The organism is Xanthomonas sp. BRIP62415 (assembly GCF_003993515.1).
Lineage (GTDB): Bacteria > Pseudomonadota > Gammaproteobacteria > Xanthomonadales > Xanthomonadaceae > Xanthomonas > Xanthomonas euroxanthea.
The window spans coordinates 155180-171979 of sequence record NZ_QEZH01000013.1; the positions used below are offsets into that span (position 1 = coordinate 155180).

Below are 16800 nucleotides of genomic sequence, written 5' to 3' on the forward strand. Positions count from 1 at the left end.
CTGGTGGTGGGGATTGGTGGTGGTACGCGCGTCACTAGCGGGCGAGAAAGCGCTCCGCCGTGCGCAGGCCAAGTGCCATCTGCGTCAGCGCGGGATTGGCTGCCAGTGCACTTGGAAAAATCGAGTTGTCGCAGATGTAGAGGTTGGCGATATCGAAAGCGCGGCCGTCCGGGTTCACTACCGCCTGCTCCGGATCGGTGCCCATCCGGCAGGTGCCCAGCGTGTGCGCGGAGCGGGCGGCGGCGAAGATGCGTTGGGCACCTGCCGCCTCCCAGATTGCGTGCAGCGATGCGCGGGCGTGCGCATCGAGTGCGCGTTCGTTGGGCCCGTAGCTGAAGTCGATACGCGCCTTGCGCTGGCCGAAGGCATCGCGCTCGTCGGACAGGCTCAGCCGGTTGCCGTCCTGCGGCAGGCATTCGCCATTGATGCCGATGCCGGCCAGGCGGTTGTAGCGCGCCATGGTCGATACGAGTTCCCTCCCCCACAGGCCCGCGCCACGCGCCAGCGTGTTGGCCAGGGTGATCGGCTGCACGCCCAGGCTCTGCACCAGATAGCCGCCGACGAAATCGGCATTGGCCGGGCGCAGCATGTCCTCGGTGATCAGCGACGATGGGTAGCCACGGTTCATGCGCATGTCGGCATCGAACTCCCCCCACACCTGGGTGGCGACATGCGCCATGAAATTGCGCCCCACCTGGCCGCTGGAGTTGGCCAGGCCCAGGTTGAGCAGCAGGCGCGGTGTCTCCACGCCGCCTGCGCACAGGAACAGGCTGGCGCACCGCTGGCGCAGTTCGCGCCCGTGCTGTTGGTAGACCACCGCGCTGACCATGCCACGGGCGTCGCGCTCGATAGCGATGACCCGGCATTCGGGTCGCAATTGCGCGCCGTGCGCGCGCGCCAGTGGCAGCCAGGTGGTATCGACACTCACCTTGGCGCCGTTGCTGCAACCCTGATGGCATGCGCCGCAGTTGTTGCAGGCCGCGCGCCTGCCGTGATGCGGCTGCTCGTGCGCCCTGGTCACCAATGCGGCAGGCGCATCGGTAGCGGTGATGCCCAGCGTGCGGCAACCGCGTTCCATCGCGCCGGCCGACGCATTGCGCTGCGCCGGCGGATAAGCGTAGGTACGCTCCGGATCCCAGGGATAGTGCGCCGGCCCGGACACACCGATGAACTCCTCGACGCGGCGGATGTAGGACAGCAGCTCTTCATGCGCGATCGGCCAGTCCATGCCGCGCTGCCCGGTCTGCGTTGCCAGGCTCAGGTCGCGCTTGTCCGGACGCGGGCAGAAGGCGCCCCAATGCAGGGTCGAACCACCCAGGCCCGACCCGGAATTGTTGGCGCCAAATGCGGTGGGCGTCTGCCCGCCGCTGAGGCGCTCTTCCATCCAGTAGATGCCGGTCGTCAGCTCATCGGGCAGATGGGACGCAGGGCTGAAGGCCGCACCCGCCTCCAGCACCACCACCGAAAGACCTCGTTGCGCGAGCCGTGCAGCCAATGGGCCGCCCCCTGCCCCGCTCCCCACCACCACGGCATCGACCGAAGCGTCGGGACTCATCGAAGACCCTTGGCAGGAAGCTGCCAGGCTTCCTGCCGGTCGGCTGCGGTCTGCTGATAGCCCGGGCTGTCAATACCAGCGCCGCCAACCGCGAAGCCGTCGTATCCCATTGCCGCCATCGTGGCGGGAAGGCTGACCCAGGTCCGCGCGGCTTCGGCGCGGATGTCCTCGAACCAGTGCGCCAGCTGCGCTGCATCCAGCCCGTGTGCCGAGGGATCACCGGCCGTCGCGCGCGATACCGCGTGCAGCCAGCGGTCCTGGGTCTCGGCAGGCAATCCAGCGAAGCCATTGCTCAGCGCGTCGAGCGCGTCGAGCCCCAGCGGCACCGCAAGCCGGTCCGGTGGCAACGCCGCATGGCGCCAACCATCGCCGGCGCCTTCGGCAAGCTGGACATCGATGCGCCGTGCAATCGCGCGCGCATCGCCGGCCCCATCCAGGACACGTGCGACCACTGCGCCGAGGAGCTTTAGCTGATGCTGGCTCAGCACGCCCTGCGCACCGGCGGGTGGGCCTGCATGCCGGCTGAGCAGCAGCTTGCGCATGCGCGGGGCGACCCTGTCTGCATTGAGCAACCTGATGAAGTCGTCGGGCAGGCACTTGTCCACGCAGCGATCCGTGTGCGCTGCGATCAGCTGCGCGAGGTGTTCCGGCTGTTCGTAGGGGATCAGGTGCGCGGCTTCGGCCAATACGGCGATACGCGCATCGTGATAGTGCGGCGCATTCAAGGCTGCCTGCGCGGCTTCGCCGAGGTCGCCATCGTCACTGCCGGCGATGATCAACGCAGGCACGTGCATGCAGCCGGCCTGCGCGCTGCAATCCTCACGACTGGCATGTGCGAGCCAGGCGATCCACGCGTTGGCGTTGGTTCGCAGCACATCCTCGACAGCGGCAGTCCTGACCGGCGCTGGCAACGTCGCCGCACAGTTGTCGTCGATGAACTGCTCCGCTTCCTGCCGCGAGGGGTGGCCCTTCTCGAACCAGGCCAGCATCGTGTTTCGGCGCGACTCGTCCATCGGCTCGGGCGCCGGCGGCGACGCCGCGACCAGGATCACGCCGGCCAGGCCGGCAAGCCCCGCCACGCCCTCGCGTGCCTGCGCTGCTGCCAGGCTGGCGATCTTTCCGCCCATGCTGTGTCCGATCACGAGCCAGCACGTCGGTTGCCGCCGAATCACCTCGTCGACGAACCAGGCAACCAGTGCGGCGGTGTCGAGATGCGGTAGCGGCGGCGCGTCCCCGAAACCGGGAATATCCAGTGCCACACAGTCGAAACGCGCCTCCAGTTGCTGGATGACCCCAGACCACTCGTTGCTGCTGGACCCGAGGGCATGCAGGAAGAACAGCGTCGGCTTCGCCATGTAACACCTCAATCCATCAGGCGCGCATGATGACCGGCGCTTCGTCCACGCCTCGTGCAGATGAGTCCGACACGGTGTGATGGTTCCAGGCCCTGCGGCTGGCGGTCAACACCACCCGTCGCATTCTGGTTGGCGTGCTTGCCGGGTGGTAGCCCTGCGTCACATCTGCTGCCCTGTTGCACGGGCCAATACGTTCCCGTGCCACCGCGACTGCATTGGCTTCAATCGCTAAGCGCCTGTATCTGCATCTGCATCGTTCGCGCGGCATTGCTCAAAGCGACAGGACGCCTCACACCAGGTCGCGATAATCCTGCAGGATCACCATCACCAACTGGCTGCGCGAGCGCACGTCGAGCTTGTTGAATAGCTGCTGGAACGTCGCCTTGATGGCGCTCTCCGAACTGCCCAGTTGGCGTGCGATCAACTTGTTGGACTGCCCACGCAACAAGCCACGCAGCACTTCGCGCTCACGGTCGGTGAAGCTGGGCCGGCTTTCCTGGGTGCCCTGGGCAACCAGCGACTGCAGGTAGCGCTGGTCGATCAGCACCCGGCCCATCGCCACCGCATGGATGCTGTCGATCAGTTCGTCGGTGGAGACATCCTTGCGGCAGATGCCGGACACGCCGAGCCGGATCAAGGCCAGTGCGTCGCGCTCGGGCAGGCCGGCGGTGACGACCAGCGTGGCCGGGCGGCGCGCCTGCTCGGCCTGGCGCCGCATGTAGTCCAGCGCGTTGTACTCGCCCATGTCGTAGTCGAGGATGACCACGTCCGGCGTCAGCGACGCGATCTGGACGATGGCCTGCGCCAGGGTGCCGGACTGCCCCACCACCTCGAAGCGGGCGTCGGCACCGAGCAGGCGCAGCAGGCCCTCGCGGAACAGCGTGTGGTCGTCCAGCAGGTAGAGGCGCACCGGTTCGCGCCGCGACTCATCCATCCAGCGCCTCCGCATACGGTGCATGCGCCAGCGGCAGATGCAGCTCGAAACAGGCGCCTTCGCCGCCGGGCGCATGGCGCAGCAGGCCGCCCTGGTTGGCCATCAGCGCACGCGAGATGTACAGGCCAAGCCCGGAGCCGTCGCTGTCGCTGCGAAATGGCTGGAACAGGCGGCCCGGCTCGGCGATGCCCGGCCCGGTGTCGCGCACGCTCAGCACCGCACGCTGCTGTTCCAGGCGTGCGCTGACGATCAACTGGCGGCGCTGCGGGGGCAGCGCCTGCACCGCGCGCAACGAATTGCGTGCCAGGTTGAGCAGCACCTGCAGCAGCGCATGGCGGTCGCCATGCACCGACGGGAACTCGGCCGGGATCTGGATCACCAGCTGGCCGTCGACGTCCTCCCAGTCCGAGCGGATGATCACGTCCAGTTCGCTGCACAGCGTCTGCAGCCGGGTTTCATGCGCCTCGTCGGGTAGCTGCCGACGCAGGTTGAAGGACGCCAGTTCCATCAATGCCGCCACCAGGCTGCGCAGCGCGGCCAGGTCCGGATCTGCGCCAATGGCCGGATGCCGCGCCAGGTTGGAGGTGACCACGCCCGCCGCCGAACACAGGTTGCGGATCTCGTGCGACACCGCGCCGGCCAGCAGGCGATTGTTCTTGAGCACATCGTCGAAGTGCGCCGATTCGCGCGCGCGCACTTCCTCGCTGGTGTCGACCAGGATCGCGGCCAGGTGCCGCTCTTCACTGTCCTCGTAGACCGAGAACCAGGTGGTGGCCGGGAAGCGGGTGCCATCGCTACGGCAGCCCCAGGTGCTGGCCGAGGTGCGCATGCCATCCAGGTTGGCGCTCATGCTCAAGGCGTCGTCCAGCAGCGGCAGGAACTCACGCACCGCACGGCCCTCCAGCCCACCCTCCTCGGCCATGTCCAGGATCTCGTGCGCGGCGCGGTTGGCCGCCACGATGCGGCCGTCGCCGGCCACCGTCAGCAAGGCGGCCGGGCTGCTCTCGGCAAGCAGCCGCAATTGCCGCTCCAGCCGCCGGCGCAACCGCTGTTCGGCGCGCAACTGCACGTAATGGGCCAGGATCACCCGGCGGGTGCGGCTGATCTCGGCCACGAGCAGGCCGCAGCCGGCATAGGCGATCGTCGCCATGAAGAAGCGCAGCGCCTGTTCGACCAGGGTTTCGTCGGTCACGAACAGGCCGCGCAGCACCGCACAGGCGATCGCGGCGATGACGATGTCGCGCCGCGACAGCACCGTGGCCGCCAGTACCACCGGCAGGATGTAGAGCAGCCCCAGCGATACGCCCAGGTGCGAGTACCACTCCGCCCACACCAGCGAGGCCAGCATCGCCAGCGACGCCCATAGTGTCGGGCCGCGATTGAGCTTGACCACCTGCCCGCGCCACTTGAATGGCAGTCTCAGCCTGTCCATTGCCACCCCATGCACCTGCGCTGCAATGCCGCTCCTCTCTCGCTGTGGTTGATGCCACAGCATCGTGGCCAGGCCTGCGGATTTCACCCTATCGAAAGATAGCCCGCCCGCATCGTTCGGACGGTGCGTGCACTGTCCAACGCTGGCGCAAGGATGGCAGACACGACCGTGGAGGCTGGGTGTAATGCCCCTACCCCACGTCGATGTTGCCCTTCCCATGATCACCCGCGATACGTTTCCGTTGCGACGCATCTGGCCCAAGACCTACAAGCGCCTGCTGGTACTGCTGGCGTTCGACTGCGCGGTGGCCGTGCTGTACACCTTCTTCGGCTGGCAGTGGCTGTCGATCGAAGCCCTGCCGCTGGCCCAGCTTGGCTCGGCGCTCACCATCTTCCTGGCGTTCCGCGCCAATGCGGCCTATGGCCGCTGGTGGGAAGCGCGCCAGCTCTGGGGCACGCTGGTGAACACCTCGCGCGCCATCGCACGCCAGGCCCTGACCGCGCTGGATGTGGATCCGGCCGACCCGCGCCAGGCCACGCTGCGCGACGACATCGTGGTGCACCAGGTCGCCTTCGTGCACGCCCTGCGCTGCCATTTGCGCCGACAGAACCCGTTTCCCGAGCTGGCCGGGCTGCTCGGCCAGGCACGCGCCGACGAGCTGCGCGGCTACGCCAACATCCCCAACGCGCTGACCCTGCGGCTGGGCCAGCAACTGCAGCAGGCGCGCGACTGGGGCATGCTCGACAGCCTGCGCTGGTCGTCGCTGGACGCCAACCTCACCACGCTGGCCAATATCCAGGGCGCCTGCGAACGCATCAAGAACACCCCGCTGCCACGGCAGTTCTCCTCGCTGCCGCGCACGCTGGTGAACATGTATTGCTGGCTGGTGCCGCTGGGCCTGATCGCCGGCATGGGCCTGGCCATGCCGATCGCCTCGGTGCTGATCAGCTTCACCCTGATCGCCATCGACAGCGCCAGCAGCGCCATCGAAGACCCGTTCGAGAACACCGTGCACGACACCCCGATGACCGCGCTGTCGCGCGGCATCGAACTGACCCTGCGCGAGATGCTGGGCCAGCGCGTGCCACTGCGCGAGGTGCGCGCCATCGACGGTTTCATCTACTGACCACGGAGCCCGCCATGCAGACCACCCCCACCCAGCTGATCTTCGCCACCAATTTTTCCGAGACCTGCCATGCCGCCATCCCGACCGTGGCGCAACTGGTGGACCGCCTGCGCGCGCGCCTGACCATCCTGCACGTGCACGCCAAGGGCAAGCGCGCACAAGCCCAGCAGTCGCTGGATTCCTTCTTTGCCGAGGCCTCCAACTACCCGGGCTGCGAACGCGCACTCGCCGGTGGCCCTGCCGCCGCCGGCATCGTCTCGTTCTGCCGCAGCCGCGAGGACGCGCTGCTGATCATGCCGCCGTCCGAACGCACCGGCCTGCCGCGCCCGCTGCACGTCTCGCTGCGCGCGCGCGTGCTGCAGCGCGTGGCCACGCCCATGTTGACCCTGCCGTATGCCGATGCGATCCCGCGCGACGGGGCGGTCGGCGGCCATGTAGCCTGCTGGATCACCGGCCGCGAAACCAGCCTGGAATCCCTGCGCGATGCCGCCGCACTGGCACGCCGCCGCGGCGCCGACCTGCACCTGCTGCACGTGGTGCCGGAGATCAGCGAAGGCCTGCTGGTGGACAGCCTGTTCCACGACAAGCCATTGGGCGAGGACGCGGCCGCCAGCTGGCTCGGCGACCTGGTCCAGCAACTGCCCGACGAGGACCTGCGCGTGCGCATCCACGTGGCCGTCGGCAACCCGCGGCGCGAGATCGCCGGCCTGCTCAAACGCGCCTGCGCCGATGTGCTGGTGGTCGAACACGACGCCGTCGTCCGCCGCGGCGTCTGGCGCTCCTCGCTGCAGTCCGCACTGGCGAAAACGCCGTGCGTGCTGATCTGCCTGCCGCCGCCGCATCTGCGTCGCCCCATCCTGGGCAGCAATGCCGACCAGGCAAGCACAGCGCCCGGCCGTAGCCTGGCAAGGCGGCTGCTGCGCATGTGAGGGCTGGGCGAGCGCCTGGCCAGCGCAAGCGAGGTCCAGCGCCCTACCCCTTCAACACAAGCGACGCATCCGGATACCTGTCGCACATGAAGTCCACGAAGGCGCGCACCTTCGGGGCAGCCAGGCGCCTGGACGTGTGCAACACCCACAGCGCCGGCTCCACGCCGGCGATGGTGCCCCATTGCAGCAGTTCGCCACGCGCGAGCTGGTTCCATGCGATCGACTGTGGAATGAGCGCCACGCCGCCGCCGGCCATCGCTGCGTCGCGGACCATCAGGAACGAGGAAAACCGCAGCCTTGGCACGGGTTCAAGGACCAGACGCCCGTCATCGAGCGTCCATGTGGTCGGCTGGAAGCTGGACATCACCACGGCGGGAACCGGCGTGACCGCGCCGCCGGTGGGCATGGCGATGCCGGGTGCGGCCACGACCACCAGCCGATCCCTGGCGAAGCAGCGCCCGACCAGGCTGCTGTCCGGGCTCGGATTAATCCGGATGGCCACATCGAACTGCTCCTCCACCAGATCGACCGTGCGGTCCTCTGCCACCACCTCGAGCGTGATCTCCGGATAGGCCGCACAGAACTCCGCGCCAATGCGTCCCATCGCCAGTTGCGAGAACAGCACCGGCGATGCCACCCGCAAGCGCCCGCGCGGGGTCGAGAGCCCTTCGCGTGCGGCTGCCATGGCCTCGGCCACCTCGCTCAACGGCACTTCGGTGCGGTCCATCAGCAGCTGCCCGGCCTCGGTGAGCCTGAGGCCACGTGCGCTGCGCTCGACCAGCCGTACGCCCAGCTGCTCCTCCAGCTCGGCGATGCGGCGCGACAAGGTCGCCTTGGATCTGCCACTGGCACGGCTGGCCTTTCCCAGGCCCTGGTTGGCTGCGACCAGTGCGAAATCGATCAACGCATTGAGATCCATGGTGTTCCATTTTTGAAACCGGGCATCTACATCCTGGCGTCTTCGTATTGGCGATGCAACGGCCTATCGTTTCGTCACCGCAACGCCAGTCGCTGCGGAGATGTCGCGCTGATGCACCCTTCCATCCACAGCAGGAGATTCACATGAGCATTCTCGTCACCGGTGCCACCGGCACCATCGGTTCCCTCGTGACCCAGGGCCTTGCCGACGCAGGCGCAGAGGTCAGGGCCTTGGTTCGCCAGCCTGGCAAGCGCGCCTTTCCGACAGGTGTCACCGAAGTGATCGCAGATCTCACCGACGTCGCGTCGATGCGTGCCGCGTTGTCGTCGGTGCGCACGCTGTTCCTGTTGAATGCAGTCACTCCCGACGAAGTGACGCAGGCGTTGATCGCCCTGAACCTGGCAAGGGACGCAGGGATCGAACGCATCGTGTACCTGTCGGTCATCCATGCCGACAAGTTCACCAACGTGCCGCACTTCACCGGCAAGCACACCGTCGAGCGCATGATCGAAAGCCTCGACATTCCGGCGACGATTCTGCGTCCTGCGTATTTCATGCAGAACGAAGCGGTGATCCAGCAGACGATCCAGCAGTACGGCATCTACCCGATGCCGATCGGCGCGGCCGGTGTGGCCATGATCGATGCGCGCGATATCGCAGACATCGCGGTGGTCGAATTGCTGCGACGCGACCGCGCACCCGCCGCGCTTGCGCGCATCACGCTCGACCTGGTCGGACCAAATGCAGTAACGGGAGCCTCCGCGGCGAAGGTCTGGAGCACGGCGCTTGGCCGCGAGATCGCCTACGCGGGCGATGACGTGGCCGCCTTCGAAGCGCAGCTGGCTGCCTACGGCCCATCCTGGCTGGCCTACGACATGCGCCTGATGATGGCCGGCATCCAGATCCACGGCATGCAGGCGGCCGACGGCACGGTGGAACAACTGCAGGCCATCCTGGGGCGACCGCTGCGCAGCTATGCAGACTTCGTGCGCGAGGCGACGGACCGGGCCTGAGCGCAGGCGACGCAACAAGCGCGGGGTGTCCCGGCTTGTTGCGCACCGCAGGAGGCCTGGTCTGCAGGTCATGCAGCCGTGGCCCGTCTCATCCAGACCGATGCCGCCGGGCACTCGAACTGCGCGTCGATGCGCGTGATCCGCCCGGTTGGCTCCACAGCGATCAGCAGCAGGCCGAAGCCGCTGCCGTGTCGAACGTATGCGTCGCTGCGATCAAGGCATTGGCGACAGAATGCAAGCAGGCGCGCCGCGCCCTCGCCCTGCTGCCGCGTGGCCAGGGTGACAGATGGACCTGAGGCTGTCGCTCCTTGGCGAGTGTTCAGACGGCACGGGAGGCCATGCCGCTACATCGCCTGCCCGTCTGGGGCAGACTACGCACATGGACACGATTCGGCCGTACCACTCCCAGGACTTCGATGTGTGCATGGCCCTGTTCGACGCGAATGTGCCGGCGTTCTTCAGTGTCGGGGAACGCGTCGACTTCGCTGGCTTCCTGATCCAGCACGCCGCGGCGTGGCACTACCAACTGCTGGAGCGTGGCAACGAGATTGCTGGCTGCGCCGGTTATGCGATCAATGCCGATGGCATCACGGCGAGCTTGTGCTGGGGCATGGTCCATCCGAGCCTGCACCGCCGCGGCGTGGGAACGCAGTTACTCCTGGCCCGGCTCGACGCATTGCGCCAGAGGCCGGACATCCGGCGCGTCGTACTGGATACGAGTCAACATACCCAGCAGTTCTACGCCCGCTTCGGCTTTGTCGTGCAGCAGGTGACGGTGGACGGCTATGCGCCCGGACTGGAGCGGTGGGACATGGCGCTGGATCTGCAGCCCCGCGCAACGCCTACAGGCCGCGCCCGGTTCGCACGCTAAAGCGGTGGTGCATCGCTTGCGGATGTGCGGGCAGCGTGCAGACGGGTAGCCTCGTTCGTGCGGACAAATAGCCGTTGCGAGATGCCGCTTCTTCAGGCTGGCCACCGATTGACCCCACAGATACGGCCTTCTGGGCATCTCGCACGGGCGCCCCCGCCCGGTTATCGCGCCGCGTCCTTGTTCACCTGGGCACGCGCAAGCGCAGCGGTTGATACCAGCAGATCCGGCAACTCCTGGCGAAAGGCCTCGGCCTGCCCGGCCTGCAAGAGTCCGTGGAAGCTCGCGTTGTCGAATACCGGCCTGCCCTGCAGGAAGAAGCCATCGCGGCCTTGCACGATGAAATTGAAACATGCCTGCCAGCGCGGGTCCGGGCTGGCCGACAAGTGCACCACGACCTCGCTGCCGGCCGATGCTGCGCCTGCCGGGGTGATCGTGATCGTTCGCGCGGTGATCTGGGTACTGCTGTTCATGGCGCGCATGATCAGGCTTGGGGCGTCGCGGCCGAGTGAGTCAGGGATGGCGCGCGACATGGCGTCCGGAGCACGGGGGGGCGACCGCGCTGCAAGACCCACCAACGGTGCCCTCCGAACAGCACGACCCCGACGCCGGCTACGAACGTTCGCCGTCTCCGATGCCTGGGTTGTACCCACGCGCCAGGACTGAGCGCGACGCTGCCGATGCAACAGCGTCAGCAGTGTCACGTGGATCGTCGCGGCGCCGCCAGTCGGTTTTTCCCTGACCTGCGTGAACGAAAATATCAGCTAAATGCGGGCTGGAGCGGAAGGTTTAAGTTTGCCTTTGTCGCGTCGTTATCACGTTGCCGAGGCATTCACGCGAACATCACGCGGTGCCGGCCGGTGCCACCCACTGGACATCAGGACGACCCGCATGACTGCTTATTTGCAACGCTATAACGTCGGTCGCCGTCTCGGCATCGCCTTCGGTGCCCTGATCCTGCTGTCGAGCCTGCTGGTGGCAACCGGCCTGGTCACCCTGGCCAACGCAAGGCAGCAATTCGATTTCATCGTGCTCGACCGCATGGCCAAGATCCAGATCGGTAACGGCATGCTGGATGCCAACTCATCGATCCTGATTGCGCTTGGCACCTATGCCATGGCCACCAGCGATGAACTCAACAACGAAGCGCTCACCACCATCAAGGCGCAGCGCCAGCGCTACAACGAGTTGCGGGCCAAGCTCGATACGCTGCCCAGCTCCGAGGAAGGTCGCAAGATTCGCACCGAGATGGACGAACGACGCGCGATCTCGGGCAAGATCAACGATCAGGTCATGGCGCTGGCCGCGCAAAACGACAATGCGCCCGCGCAGGCCTTGCTGAGCGAAAAAGCGCGCCCGGCGACGATGGCATGGCAGGACAAGATCCGCGAGCTGGTGACGCGACAGGAAAGCCAGAGCCAGCAAGCCTACGCAGACGCCGTGGCGTCGATGAATCGCGGCAAGCTGCTGATCATCTGCGGTGGCATTGCCGTGGTGGTGATCAGCAGCCTGCTCGCCTGGCTCATCACCCGCAGCCTGACCCAGCCGCTGGCACGCGCAACCCGGGCCGCAGAGGCAATTGCCAACGGCCAGTTGGACAACGACGTGGACAGTGACGCCAGGGATGAAGCCGGCCGGCTGCTGCGCGCCATGCGTGGCATGCAGACGCAGCTGCAATCCTTGCTCAGCGCGCAGAGCGACATGGCCAGGCGCCACGATGATGGCCAGACCAGTTTCCGCATCGATGCCACGGCGTTTCCTGGCGACTACGGCCGCATGGCCGGTGACACCAATACGCTGGTGGCTTCGCACCTGGCGGTGCAGGCGAACCTGGCACGCATCATGGGGCGCTATGCGATCGGCGACCTCAGCGAGAGCATGGAGCGCCTGCCTGGCGAAAAAGCCGTGCTGACGCAGACCATGGACGAGGTGAAGGCCAACCTGTCTGCGATGAACCAAGAGATCAAGCAGTTGGCGCAATCTGCGGCCAATGGCGACTTCAGCGCACGTGGCGATGCCGAGCGTTTTCAATACGACTTCCATGTGATGGTCGATAGCCTCAACCAGCTCATGGCCACTGCCGACGGCAACCTGCAATCGCTGTCGTCGCTGCTGCAATCCATCGCCGCAGGCGATCTCACCGCACGGATGACCGGTGACTTCAAGGGCGTGTTCGCGCAGATGCGTGACGACGCCAACGCCACTGCCGCGCAGCTGGCGGAGATTGTCGGCCGCATCCAGCACTCCGCCGTGTCGATCAATGCCGCCGCCAGCGAAATCGCCGCCGGCAATCAGGACCTGTCGCAGCGGACCGAGCAGCAGGCCGCAAACCTGGAAGAAACCGCCGCCTCGATGGAAGAGCTGACCTCCACCGTGCGCCAGAATGCCGAACACGCCCGCCAGGCCAATCAGCTGGCGATCGGTGCGGCGGGCGTGGCGTCGCAAGGCGGCGAGATCGTGAGCAAGGTCGTGGGGACCATGGCCGGTATCGAGGCCTCGTCCAGGAAGATTGCCGACATCATCTCCGTCATCGACGGCATCTCGTTCCAGACCAACATCCTGGCCCTGAATGCGGCGGTGGAAGCGGCACGTGCCGGCGAACAAGGCCGCGGCTTTGCCGTGGTGGCATCGGAAGTGCGGACGCTGGCCCAGCGCTCCACCGCGGCGGCGAAGGAGATCAAGAGCCTGATCGACGATTCGGTCGAGCGGGTCGCCGAAGGCTCGACGCTGGTGCATACGGCGGGCTCCACGATGGCCGAGATCGTGGCCAGTGTGCAGCGCGTGACCGACATCATGGGCGAGATCTCCGCGGCATCGCAGGAGCAGTCGGCCGGCATCGAACAGGTCAACACCACCGTGACGCAAATGGACGAAACCACGCAGCAGAACGCCGCGCTGGTGGAAGAAGCCACCGCCGCGGCACGCTCGATGGAAGAACAGGCCGTGCAGCTGACCCAGGCAGTGTCGGTGTTCAAGATCAGCGACGACGGCACACGCACCACGCGTCCGGCAACGCCGGTTGCGACACCGCCCCGCGTGATTGCTGGCCGCCCCGCCGTTGCTGTCAAAAACCCGCTACGCCAGGCACCTGCCGTCAACCGGCCGGTGGCCGCAGGCGCTATGCACGATGCAAACGACTGGCAGGAGTTCTGATCGCGCACGTTGCAAGCGGCCCGGCTCGTCCGGGCCGTTTGCGTTTGGGGGATCGAACCTGCGGCCAACGCGCCAGGCGATGCAGTCCAGACGTGAGGATGTGCCCAGGCAGAACGCTGCCCGTCATCCCAGCTGCGCGCGCGCCGCATCCAGGGTGGTCATGATCTGGATCACTTCGTCCAGTGGATGGAGCGGCGATTCCGTGCGCCCTTCCCCGATGTAACGCGCGGCGGCTGTCGCTTGCCACGACAGGCCTGCGTAGCCGGTGATTCCGGTGGGATCCTTCCACACCGCCGGCGTGCTGGCGTGGTCGTTGCCGACCAGGCTCAGCGAAGTCGGGTTATGGAACTCGCCGGCAAGATCGATGCGGCCTCGGCCGCCGGTGACATAGGCGCTGGAGCTGCTGCGGGCCACGATGGAACTGATCAGGGTGGATTGCGCGGTGCCGCCATGCGACAGCACCATGGTCGAAAAGGCATCCACGCCGGTGTCGGTCAGCGCGCCGGTCGTCGCGATCGCGGTCGGTGCGCCCAGAATCATCGAGGAGAACTGCACCGCGTACACGCCCAGGTCCAGCAGCGCGCCGCCGCCGAGCGCGGGATTGCGTTGTCGATGCGCGGAGTCGTCGGGGCCGCGCTGGCTCAGGTCGGCAAACACATGCCGAAGCTCGCCCAGCGCTCCATCGGCCAGCAGTTGTCGCAGCACCGCGGTGTGCGGCAGGTAGCGGCTCCACATGGCTTCCATCAGGAACAGACCGCGCTGCCGCGCCTCCTGCACCAGCACGCGCGCATCGTCGGCGCGCGTGGTGATGGGCTTTTCGATCAACACATGTTTGCCCGCGCGCAGCGCCAGCAAGCCATGTTGCAGATGTTCGCTGTGCGGGGTGGCGATATAGACGATATCGACATCGCGGTCCTCGACCAGCGCCGCGTAGCTGTCATAGGCGCGCTGCATCGCCCACGTTCTTGCAAAGGCCTCGGCACGCGCACGCGTACGCGAGGCCACCGCGAATGGCTGCTGCCCGGTATGGCTGCGCAGCGCGCTCACGAACGCGGAGGCGATCGCTCCAGGTCCCAGCACACCCCATCGCAACGACGGCTCGCCGCGCTCCGGCAGGAACAGCTCGGGCTCGGGAAACACGTTTGGCAGCATGCGCTTGGCTCCTGGGTCGCAGGTGCGCATCCTAACAAAGCGGGACCAGCGTTCCTGGTGGTGCCAGCTTGCGCGCCGGCATCGGCCGGTTTGGACGGGACGCTGCAGGCTCAGCCTGCAGCGTCCTGCACCGCCGGGACAAAGATGCGTTCGCAGTAGGCGCGCAGCAGTTCCGGCGCATCGGCACGGCCGCGGAAGGCGATGTGGCCATCCGGCCGCACCAGGATCAGCGCGCTGGTGTCTGCGATGCCGTAGGCGGCATGCGCGGCACCATCCAGGTCCGACAATGCGGTGGCATCGTCGGGCTGTGGTACGGCGGCGGCCAGGATGAGCCTGGGCCGCACCCACGGCCACGCGTCCAGCTCGGCAAGCGCCAGGCGCAGCCGTGGCATGGCATCGGGCTGCCGCCCGTCGAAGGCAAGCAGCGACCATCCCCAGCTCCATCCATCCGGGTTGTAGAGATGTGCGAACAGCGTTGTCGAGCTGCCATCGGCAGCGACGATTGCCGCATCGGGTGCGCGGTCGCCGCAGTGCGGGACGCGGCGCTGAAGCAGTTCGCGCAGGCCGCCGAGATGATCGTCGTTGAGCGGGCTTTGCGGATAGGCCACCGACAACTGCTGCAGATCGTCCGAGCCCTGAATCAGCGTGCCGATGGTGGGAATGAGCTTGGCGGCGATGCCCATGGCTGCATCGGTGACCGGGCCGCGGTAGACGCTGGTGTGGAAGCCACGCGCTTGTCGCGCGTCGAGCGCACGGTGTTCGCCGCCGCGCTCCCCATCGTAGGAGTCGAGCACCACCGGCGCGGCCTTGCCTTGCAAGGTCATCGCCAGCCGCCATGCCAGGCCGATCGCATCGTGCAGGCCTGCATTCATGCCCTGCCCGCCGATCGGCAAGGTGCGATGGCCGGCGTCGCCGACCAGCAGCACGCGCCCCTTGGCGTACTGCGCTGCAGTGCCATGCTGGAAGCGGCTGTGCGTCAGCCAGATCGGATCACTCAACGTCAGTGTCGGGTCCTCGGTCACCTCGCGCGCGATGGCCTGCATTTCCTCCAGCGTCGGGTCGCGTTCCGGGATGCCGGCGTCATCGGCCAGGAAAAACAGGCGGTGGTAGCCGCCCCATACCGGCAAGACACCACAAAAACCCTTGGGGTAATAGAAAAACCAGAGTTGATCGAAATCGGTGGAGCGCCGCCAGCGCAGCTTGGCATCCACCTGCAGGTTCATGCGGTTGGGCAACTTTTTGGGCTCGAAATCCAGCCCGAGCTGTTTACGCACGACACTGTCGCCGCCATCGGCGCCGATCAGGTAACGGCAGCGGAGTTGCTCGGTCGGGCCATCGACGTGATCGTCGCTGCATGTCGCCAGCGTGACGGTGACACCGTCGGCATCCTGTTCGAAGCCGACCATCCTGCGGCCGCGCTCGACGCTGCCACCTTTCGCCGCGAGCTGCTCGGCCAGGATGGTTTCGATGACGTCCTGGCCGCTGTAGAGCACCTGCGCGTACGGGCTGGGGACATCGGCAATGTCGACCGGGTCGACGGCCTGCCCATTGAGCAAGGTGCTGACCTTGGTGATCCGATACGACTTTTCCGCCAGCGCATCGCGGATGCCAATGCTGTGAAGCAACTCCTGCGGCCGCGCCCACAGATTGTTGGCGCGCGAATGCGGCCTGCCATGCACGCGTTGTTCGACGATACGGAAGTCGACGCCGTGATGGGCGAGCGCGCAGGCGGTGGTCAGGCCGATCGGGCCACCGCCGACGATGATGACGTCGGTGTCGACATCGCGGTGCACGGCAGTGTTCATGGCTTGCCCTTTCTTCGGGAAACGCGTGGTGCCTCGGCGGGCACGGTCGGCGCAGCGAGGTCCTGCGCCATCACCTGGTTCATTTCGCCAAGCACCGCGAGCGCGGTTGCCACGCGCCTGGCTCCGATGCGATCCAGCATCCGCTGGTCGAGCGGAGCGGCGGCGGCTTCGGCGGCGTCCAGTGCAGCGCGGCCTGTGCGCGTGAGCACCACCAGCTTTGCGCGCTGGTGATGAGGGTTGGGTTGGAGCGCGACGAATCCCTGCTCCAGCAATAGATCGACAACGCGCTGCACCGCCTGCCGCGTGATGCCCATGTTGCGCGCGATATGCGCCACCGGCAGCGGCATCGGCGAATAGCCCAGGGCGCCCAGCACCTGCCACCACGCGGTTGTCAGCCCGGCCGAACGCACCAGTGCATTACCGGTCTCGACCAGCCGGCCGTTGGTTTCGAAGATCTTGATGACCAGGTTGCGGACAGCCAGTAAATCGTTTTGGGTGCTCATCCGCAGCATGCTGCTCATTTGACAGCATGTTGTCAATTATCGAATCGAGTCCGCCG

Annotated in this window: 14 protein-coding genes; 5 read left to right on the forward strand and 9 right to left on the reverse strand. The window is 66.7% G+C overall.

The window, feature by feature from the left end; translation table 11 throughout:
• Positions 1–34: 34 nt before the first annotated feature.
• The 4 genes from EO141_RS03925 to EO141_RS03940 form a co-directional block, all read right to left on the reverse strand.
• Positions 35–1555 (reverse strand): GMC family oxidoreductase, encoded by a 1521-nt coding sequence (locus EO141_RS03925; protein WP_127168565.1) that lies wholly within the window; start codon positions 1553–1555, stop codon positions 35–37.
• Complete coding sequence (locus EO141_RS03930) at positions 1552–2910, reverse strand: alpha/beta fold hydrolase (RefSeq protein WP_127168566.1); 1359 nt, start codon at positions 2908–2910, stop codon at positions 1552–1554. Before EO141_RS03930 ends, EO141_RS03925 begins: the two co-directional genes overlap by 4 nt.
• A 289-nt stretch (positions 2911–3199) precedes the next feature.
• Positions 3200–3844, reverse strand: coding sequence for a response regulator transcription factor (locus tag EO141_RS03935; protein ID WP_104582609.1), 645 nt, complete (start codon positions 3842–3844; stop codon positions 3200–3202).
• Entirely contained in the window at positions 3837–5276 is a 1440-nt protein-coding gene (locus EO141_RS03940) for a PAS domain-containing sensor histidine kinase (RefSeq protein WP_104582610.1), read from the reverse strand. The genes EO141_RS03935 and EO141_RS03940 overlap by 8 nt, the downstream gene beginning before the upstream one ends.
• Before the next feature lie 217 nt (positions 5277–5493).
• On the opposite strand from EO141_RS03940, the gene EO141_RS03945 reads away from it, so the two are divergent.
• Positions 5494–6402, forward strand: a complete 909-nt coding sequence (locus EO141_RS03945; RefSeq protein ID WP_126945656.1) for a bestrophin family ion channel — start codon at positions 5494–5496, stop codon at positions 6400–6402.
• A gap of 14 nt (positions 6403–6416) precedes the next feature.
• Complete coding sequence (locus EO141_RS03950; protein ID WP_126945659.1) at positions 6417–7331, forward strand: universal stress protein; 915 nt, start codon at positions 6417–6419, stop codon at positions 7329–7331.
• Between the two features lie 43 nt (positions 7332–7374).
• On the opposite strand, the gene EO141_RS03955 is transcribed toward EO141_RS03950, so the two are convergent.
• Complete coding sequence (locus EO141_RS03955) at positions 7375–8250, reverse strand: LysR family transcriptional regulator (protein WP_127168567.1); 876 nt, start codon at positions 8248–8250, stop codon at positions 7375–7377.
• Positions 8251–8393: 143 nt separating this feature from the next.
• Here EO141_RS03955 and EO141_RS03960 point away from each other — a divergent pair, with 143 nt between their 5' ends.
• Together EO141_RS03960 and EO141_RS03965 are read left to right on the forward strand one after the other, a co-directional pair.
• Positions 8394–9263: an NmrA/HSCARG family protein gene (locus EO141_RS03960; protein WP_127168621.1), complete on the forward strand. Its 870-nt coding sequence runs from the start codon at positions 8394–8396 to the stop codon at positions 9261–9263.
• Between the two features lie 424 nt (positions 9264–9687).
• On the forward strand, positions 9688–10134 hold the full coding sequence (locus EO141_RS03965) for a GNAT family N-acetyltransferase (protein WP_126945883.1): 447 nt from the start codon (positions 9688–9690) through the stop codon (positions 10132–10134).
• Between the two features lie 161 nt (positions 10135–10295).
• On the opposite strand, the gene EO141_RS03970 is transcribed toward EO141_RS03965, so the two are convergent.
• Positions 10296–10604, reverse strand: a complete 309-nt coding sequence (locus tag EO141_RS03970; RefSeq protein WP_127168568.1) for a hypothetical protein — start codon at positions 10602–10604, stop codon at positions 10296–10298.
• 418 nt (positions 10605–11022) lie between these two features.
• Between EO141_RS03970 and EO141_RS03975 the strand changes: the two genes are divergently transcribed.
• On the forward strand, positions 11023–13284 hold the full coding sequence (locus tag EO141_RS03975; protein WP_127168569.1) for a methyl-accepting chemotaxis protein: 2262 nt from the start codon (positions 11023–11025) through the stop codon (positions 13282–13284).
• A 123-nt stretch (positions 13285–13407) separates the two neighbouring features.
• Here the strand turns inward: EO141_RS03975 and EO141_RS03980 are convergent, their stop codons facing one another.
• The 3 genes from EO141_RS03980 to EO141_RS03990 all read right to left on the reverse strand — a co-directional run bounded on the left by EO141_RS03980 (position 13408) and on the right by EO141_RS03990 (position 16762).
• A complete protein-coding gene (locus EO141_RS03980; RefSeq protein ID WP_164739051.1) occupies positions 13408–14436 on the reverse strand; it encodes a Gfo/Idh/MocA family oxidoreductase in 1029 nt (342 codons plus the stop codon).
• Positions 14437–14546: 110 nt separating this feature from the next.
• Positions 14547–16241, reverse strand: coding sequence for an FAD-dependent monooxygenase (locus tag EO141_RS03985; protein WP_127168570.1), 1695 nt, complete (start codon positions 16239–16241; stop codon positions 14547–14549).
• The gene (locus EO141_RS03990) at positions 16238–16762 is read right to left on the reverse strand and encodes a helix-turn-helix domain-containing protein (protein ID WP_241236618.1); all 525 of its coding nucleotides are present in this window, start codon (positions 16760–16762) and stop codon (positions 16238–16240) included. Before EO141_RS03990 ends, EO141_RS03985 begins: the two co-directional genes overlap by 4 nt.
• Positions 16763–16800: the final 38 nt, after the last annotated feature.